Source organism: Actinomycetota bacterium, assembly GCA_040754375.1.
Taxonomy (GTDB): Bacteria; Actinomycetota; Acidimicrobiia; order Acidimicrobiales; family AC-14; genus JBFMCT01.
On sequence record JBFMCT010000028.1, the window covers coordinates 39,164 to 45,692 of the forward strand.

The 6,529-nt window shown below is 73.8% G+C and carries 7 protein-coding genes; 2 read left to right on the forward strand and 5 right to left on the reverse strand.

The window, feature by feature from the left end:
- Position 1: 1 nt before the first annotated feature.
- Together AB1673_12250 and AB1673_12255 are read right to left on the reverse strand one after the other, a co-directional pair.
- Complete coding sequence (locus AB1673_12250) at positions 2-1,138, reverse strand: hypothetical protein (GenBank protein ID MEW6154746.1); 1,137 nt, start codon at positions 1,136-1,138, stop codon at positions 2-4.
- A gap of 20 nt (positions 1,139-1,158) precedes the next feature.
- Positions 1,159-3,054 (reverse strand): glycoside hydrolase family 15 protein, encoded by a 1,896-nt coding sequence (locus tag AB1673_12255; GenBank protein ID MEW6154747.1) that lies wholly within the window; start codon positions 3,052-3,054, stop codon positions 1,159-1,161.
- A 110-nt stretch (positions 3,055-3,164) separates the two neighbouring features.
- On the opposite strand from AB1673_12255, the gene AB1673_12260 reads away from it, so the two are divergent.
- Positions 3,165-3,545, forward strand: a complete 381-nt coding sequence (locus AB1673_12260; protein MEW6154748.1) for a hypothetical protein — start codon at positions 3,165-3,167, stop codon at positions 3,543-3,545.
- A 37-nt stretch (positions 3,546-3,582) separates the two neighbouring features.
- Here AB1673_12260 and AB1673_12265 read toward each other — a convergent pair whose 3' ends face one another.
- From AB1673_12265 to AB1673_12275, 3 genes are all read right to left on the reverse strand, one after another.
- On the reverse strand, positions 3,583-4,056 hold the full coding sequence (locus AB1673_12265) for a hypothetical protein (protein MEW6154749.1): 474 nt from the start codon (positions 4,054-4,056) through the stop codon (positions 3,583-3,585).
- Entirely contained in the window at positions 4,053-5,135 is a 1,083-nt protein-coding gene (locus AB1673_12270; protein ID MEW6154750.1) for a glycosyltransferase family 4 protein, read from the reverse strand. Before AB1673_12270 ends, AB1673_12265 begins: the two co-directional genes overlap by 4 nt.
- 184 nt (positions 5,136-5,319) lie before the next feature.
- Entirely contained in the window at positions 5,320-5,829 is a 510-nt protein-coding gene (locus AB1673_12275) for a hypothetical protein (GenBank protein ID MEW6154751.1), read from the reverse strand.
- Positions 5,830-6,268: 439 nt separating this feature from the next.
- On the opposite strand from AB1673_12275, the gene AB1673_12280 reads away from it, so the two are divergent.
- Positions 6,269-6,529, forward strand: a 261-nt coding sequence (locus AB1673_12280; GenBank protein ID MEW6154752.1) for a hypothetical protein, incomplete at its 3' end; no start/stop codon positions are given.

The window sequence follows — 6,529 nt, forward strand, 5'->3', positions numbered from 1 at the left end:
CCTAGTAGCGGAGAAGGGCGCCGATGCCGCCCAGCACGTCGAGGTCGGCATTGGCCGTGCAGACGACGACCCGGCAGGACTGGGCCAGCGCGTCCTCGACTGCCTCCTCGACCACGTCCTCGACCTTGTCCATGGTGGACTCGCACACCGGGCACTTCGGGCCCCGGCCGGCCAGGAACGAGCACGAACGGCACCTCCAGCCCGGGGCCTCGAAGGTGTCCGATACGAGCAGGGTGTCGACCCGGCGGGCCACGACGGCCTCCAGCACGCCCTCGATGCCCGCGGCCCCGCTCCGGCCGCGGCCCACGGCGTCGCGCAAGCGGGCCACGAGGGCGGCTTCGCGGCCCCGCTCGACATCGGCTTCCACCGCCAACGCAGCGTCGCAGATCTCCTCGTCGGACGCGCCCACGGCGATCGACAGCCGGGCCGCGATCCGCTCTTGCAGGTAGGGGTGCAGCTCGCGCTCGAGGGCGTTGGCGATCTCGTCGGGCGCGCCGATCACCATGTGGTCGAACCCCTGGCTGCGGAAGACGGAGAAGGCCACTCCCGCGGCCCGGCGCAGATGGCGGTGGGCGGCGGCCGCTGCCTGCCCGGCCAGCTGGTCGCGGGTCAGCTCGCCGCCGTCGTCGTCGTGGCGGGGCAGCGGGTCTTCCATCTCCGTCTTCTCGACCAAGGCGCCCAGCTCGAACAGGAAGAGGCGGGCCCGCTGGCGGTCGGCCAGGAGCACGGCGAACCGCTGGCCCCGGGCCAACGCCCCTTCCAGCTCCCGCACGTAGGGCGTGTGGTTGACCACCACCCGGTTGCGGACCGGGTTGGGCAGCTCGAACACCTTCCAGAGGCCCTCGGCCGTGCACGAGAACAGGGCCAGCCCCCGGGTGTGGGACCGGCGCAGCCCACCCCTGACGTGCTCGGCCATGCGGGCCAGGTCGGCCTCGACCGACTGCTGGGCGGCACGCGACAGGCCGTTGTCGCCCGCCTTGGCCTTGGCCGCCCGGACGAGGGCGTCGAGGTGGGGCAAGAGGTCCTGGGACCGGACGAACCGCCGGCCGTCGACATCGAGGTACAGGGACGTTACGGGAGCCGCGCCGGCGGTGAACCCCGCCAGCTCGCGGACCGAGCCTTCGCTGATCGTGGTCACTCGTCCCGATCGTACATAGCTCAGTGGGTCGCCACGCGGGCCGGGGTGAAGCGGGCCTCGCGCTGCTCGTCGGTGGAGATCACGTGCATCACGGCATTGATGAGGGCCAGGTGGGTGAAGGCCTGCGGAAAGTTGCCCCAGTGGCGCCCCGTGCGGGGGTCGAGCTCCTCGGCGTAGAGCTGCAGGTCGCTGGCGTAGCCCAGCAGGCGCTCGCACAACGCTCGTGCCCGGGCGTGCTCGCCGATCTCGGAGAGGGCCGAGACGAGCCAGAACGAGCAGATCGTGAACGTGTACTCCTCGCCCCGCAGGCCGTCGTCGGTCTGGTCGACACGGTAACGAAGCACGAGGCCGTCGTCGGTCAGCTCGTCGGCGATGGCCAGGACCGTGGCCCGTAGGCGGGCGTCGTCGGGAGGCAGGAACCTCACCAGCGGCATCAGCAACAACGAGGCGTCGAGGGCCGTGGTCTCGTAGTGCTGGGTGAAGACCCCACGCTCGTCCAGGCCCCGGGCACAGATGTCGGCGTGGATCTCGTCGGCTGCCTTGGCCCACTCCGCCGCCAGTTCGGGGTCGCTGTGGAGGCGGGCCAGCCGGGCCCCCCGGTCACAGGCCACCCAGCACATCAGCTTCGACGAGGTGAAGTGCTTGGGCTCGCCCCGTACCTCCCAGATACCCCGGTCCCGCTCGGGCCAGTGGGCGATGGCCTTGGCCACATATCGTTCGACCAGGGGCCACACCCGCTCGGGCAGGTGGTCGCGCGACCGGGTGTGCAGGTACACCGAGTCCAAGAAGGCGCCCCAGATGTCGTGCTGGTCCTGGTCGTACGCCCCGTTGCCGGTGCGCACCGGCCGGGCCCCCTCGTAGCCGGTGAGGTGGTCAAGCTCTGCTTCGGTGAGGTCGCGCTCGCCGCCGACGCCGTAGAGCACCTGGAGCTCGGCGCCCTCGCACACGTCGGCCACGAAAGCGAAGAAGTCGTCGGCCTCGGACTCGAACCCCAGGGTGTACAGGCCCCACAGGGCGAAGGCCGAGTCGCGGACCCAGGAGTAGCGGTAGTCCCAGTTGCGCTCGCCTCCGGGCGTCTCGGGCAACGACGTGGTGGCCGCCGCCGTCAGGGCGCCGGTGGGCTGGTAGCTGAGGCCCTTAAGGGTCAGGGCGCTGCGCTGGAGGTGGGCGCGCCACGGGTGGTCGGGGAAGGCGCCATGGCTGAGCCATTGGCGCCAGCGCTCCCCCGTCCCCCACATCCACTGGTTGGCCTCCTCCCACGTGGACGGCGGGTCGATGTCCGACCACGACAGGGCGACGAACACTTCGTCCCCCTCGACCAGCCGGCTCCGGGCCTGGGCCTCCCTGCCCTCGAAACCGATGCGCAGGTTCGTGTCGAGGCGCATCGAAGGGTCGCCGCCCTCAGGTGCCACCCGGGCCTGGCCGTATCCCGGCCCCGTGTACTCCCACCGTCCTTCGCTCCGGCCGTAGTCGAACACCGGCCCGCACCGCAATTGCACCTCGACCGAGCCGCTCACACACCGGACGGTGCGCAGCAGGCAACGGCGGGGCTCGGTGTCGTCCGGCGACCGCCGGTGGGTCTCCGACCGCCGGTCGACGTGGTACCACTCGCCGATGCACAGCGCGTCGCGCACGATCAGCCACCCCGTGCTCGTCTGCCAGGTCGTCTCCAGCACCAGGGTGCCGGGCACGTAGCGCCGGGCCACCGGCACCGTGACCTCCGTGGGCCCCAGCCGGAACGATCCCGCCCCTCGGTCGAGCACCGCCCCGAAGACACTGGGGCTGTCAGGCCGGGGCAGGCACAGCCACTCGACGTTGCCCGCGGGCGACACCAAGGCGAAGACCTCGCAGTCGGACAGGAACGCGTAGTCGGCGATCGGCGGGAACGGGCTGCGGACCGCGTAGCCGTCGACCATTGGTAGTCGATGGTAGCCAGCACCCCCACCTCCTCGGTACCGCGTGGGTGATCGGGGACCACGGCCGGCGGCCGACCAGCTAACGCTGGTGCAGGAACTAGTCTGAGGCCGTGCCCGAGGAAGACCCTGAAGACCCGACGCTCTCGGCCGTGGTGACGATCCTGCCCAAGGACCAGCGCACGACCGACACCCCCGAGAGCGGGATACCCCTGTCCGAGGACCTGAGGGCCATCGGCCTGGCCAAGTCCCGCCTGACCACGGCCGGCTTCGAGGTCCACGCCCCGTTCACCGGCCAGTTCTCGATCGGGGCCAAGAAGTCGGTCTTCGAGGAGTTCTTCGGCGAGAAGATCCTCATCGACGACAACAGCCTCATCCGTTCGGTCACGAACTCGGCGGGCGGCTACGAGTTGCCCCTCGATGCCCTCCCCGACGAGCTCAAGGGTCTCGTGGGGTCGGTGGCGTTCCCGCCCCCGCCCGACTGGGCCCGCTAAGCCAGCCCGCTCACCCCGTCACCGGCCGGGCGGCCGCCTATGGACCGCTTTGGCGCGGCCCCGGTCTGCGGGGCGGGCCAGCCCGGGGCGGGAACGTCCCGTAGCGAGCGGCCCACATCCCGCACAGGCCCAGCCCGAACATGGGCGCCAACGTGCCTGCGGCCAAGCTGCTGTAAGGACGCATGGCGGCGGCTGCGATGGCCACCACCACCTGGACGGTCAGGGCACCCAGGAGATGACGACGGACCGGCCCGGGAGCCACGCCGGCGGTGAGGAGGTATACCTGGGCCACGCCGATCAGCTCGGTGCGGCTGCGGCTCAACACCCGGCTGTAGGCCAGGGCGAAGGCTACGCAACCGGCGCCGAACATCACCACCGCCACCCCGAACGCAACGGCATCGACCCCGTCCGCCGGGGCCAGGGCGGCGGTCGCCGAGGTGGCCGAGAAGACGGCCGTTCCCGTCCACGACGCCCTGATGAGGCCCCACCCCTTCGTGGCCGCGGCCGTCACCGGACGGCCTGCAGGGCGTCGTCGAGGCGGGTGGCCAGCCGGTCATAGGAGAACTGCTCGACGGCCCGGCGACGTGAGGCCTGCGCCATCGTCGCCCGTAGGCTCTCCGACGCCACCAGCGCGTCCAGGGCGCCGGCCACCCCCACGGGGTCGCTCGGCTGGCGCACCACGTACCCCGTCACGCCGTGGGCCACGGCCTCGCCCGCTCCTCCGCTGGCCCCCGCCACCTGAGGGACGCCGCAGGCGGCCGCCTCGACGAACACGATGCCGAAGCCCTCCTGCTCCAGTCCCGCCCAGCGGTTCCGGCAGGGCATGGCGAACACGTCGCCACAACCGACCAGGCGAGGCAGGTCGGCGTCGCTCACCCGGCCCAGGAGGCGCACGGGGGCGTTCGTTGAGGCCACCAACCGGTGGAGGCGGTCGCGGTCCCGCCCGCCCCCGCCCACGGCCACCGTAAGGTCGGGTAACGAGGGGGCCAGCAGGGAGGCGGCCGCCACCAGGACGTCGATGCCCTTGCGGGGCACCAGGCGGGTGACGGCCACGACCAGCGGGCCTGACGGCGGCAGTCCGAAGGCGTGCCGGGCCTCGGCCCGCTCGGCAGTGCCTAGGGGCCGGAACCGCTCGACGTCGACCCCGGGCGGCACGACCACCGCCGGGAGGTCACGGCCGGCCGCCCTCACCGCCTCGGCCAGGACGAACTCACCGGCGGCGATCACCAGGCTCGCCCCCCGCAGGACGTGTGCCAATGCGGCCCGCCCCCCCGGCAGGCGCCCCGGGACCGAGATCTCGGCCCCGTGGACCACGACCGCGTACGGCAGCCCGAGCCGGGGGCCGATCAAGCCCAGGGGCAGGGCGGGGTCGAGGACGACGAAGTCGGCCCCGGCCTCTCGGGCCGCCCGCCGGACCGTTCGCAGCAACTCGGGCACCGGGAGCAGTACGGGCGTGCGGGACCGTTCCACTGCGAAGGGCTGGCCCCGGTCGAACTCGGCGTCCCCGGCGTAAGGCGTGGTGAGGACCGCGGCCCGGCCCGCGGGGAGCCGGCGCCACAGCTCCCACAGATAGGACTGGATCCCGCCCACCTTGGGGGGGAAGTCGTTGGTGACGAGAAGGTGGGCCAGGGCCGTCCCCCGCCCGCTAGGCAGTGGGGCCCGGCACCAGTGGCGCGGTGCCCCCCGACGCCAGCCGCGCCCGCCGGAGCCGCTCTCCGGAGGTCCGCGCCACCTGTCCGGTCGGGCGACGTCGGGGGCCGAGGGTACCGGCCAACTACGGACCGGCCGGGGACACGGGCGGCAATGACGGGCCCGACCCGAACAGCGGCCGGAACCGGGCGGGACGGTCGGCACCATCGGCCAGTTCTGACGCCTGACGGGCCGATATGCGGGGCCGGATGACGAAGGCGTCCCCTTCGGTCGCCGGTCGGTCATCGGACACGTCCACCGGGCCAAAGGGCGGCTCTACGTGTACCGGCGGACGGTCGTCCCAGTCGTCGTCAGGGGGCTCGTCCCACCGGGGGGGCGGGCCGCCCGGTGCCTCGACGTCCGCGGCCTGCGAACGGGCCCCGCGCCCGCCCGCCAACCGGTCGGCGATCAGCCCGAAGCGGCGCCCCCCGCCCACCTTGGGCGCGGCGTCGGGCTCGGCCGCCGCCCGCGGCGCGCGCTCGGGCTCGAACTCGGGCTCGGGCTCGGGCTCGGGCGGCCGGGCTGACCTGGCCTGGGGAGGCTCGATATCCGGCTCTACACCGAATACCCGGTCGGCCGCCGACAGCTCTTCCACCGCCGGCGGTTGCGGGCGGGCGGGCCGGCTGACGGGCCGGGGAGTCTGGCGCCGGGGCACGCCGGACGCCGACGAGGTTCGGGATGGCCCGTGGTCAGGACCGAGGGCGATCGGGGGCCTTTCGGGGGAAGGCTCAGGACGGTCGGCCCCGGACCGCGCTGGCGAGGGTGCGGGGCGAGGGGGCGCTGGACGGGAGGCCGGGGGGGCCGGACGGGCGGGAGCACCACGGGGTGCGACCGGCGGCCGGGGCCCGCTCTGGCCCGGTGCCCGGCGCCCGGGGGCCTGCACCCCGGGCCCACCCGTGGATGGCGGCGGCCGGCGCGGGCCAGACGTGGGCGTCGCCCCCGAGGACGCGGGAGAAGGACGGCGGGCCGGCGGGGTGGGCCGGCTGAAACCAGAACGGACGGTAGAGGCCAACTTCGTACCATCGGTCCCGATCTTGCGGGTAGACGAGGCCGCGGTGCTGGCCGGCTGCGAGCTTGCCCCCCGGGGGCCCGACGGCGCCGGCGTGGCCGCCGCGGCTAGCCGGACGGCGGCCGGCGCGCTCGACCACGTAGGCCGCCCGGCGGTGATGACCGGGCCCCTCCGTCCCCCTGTGTCGCCGGTCGCGCTGGCCCTCGCTCGCGAGCCCGCTCCCGTGGCCTTGCCGGCACGCCCAGCCCGACCCGGCCCAGCCGCGCCGGTGCCCTTGGCCGTGCTT

Bases quoted from the DNA above. Each gene is read 5' to 3' on its own strand.
- AB1673_12255 (MEW6154747.1), bottom strand. From the start codon at position 3,054: ATGGTCGACGGCTACGCGGTCCGCAGCCCGTTCCCGCCGATCGCCGAC.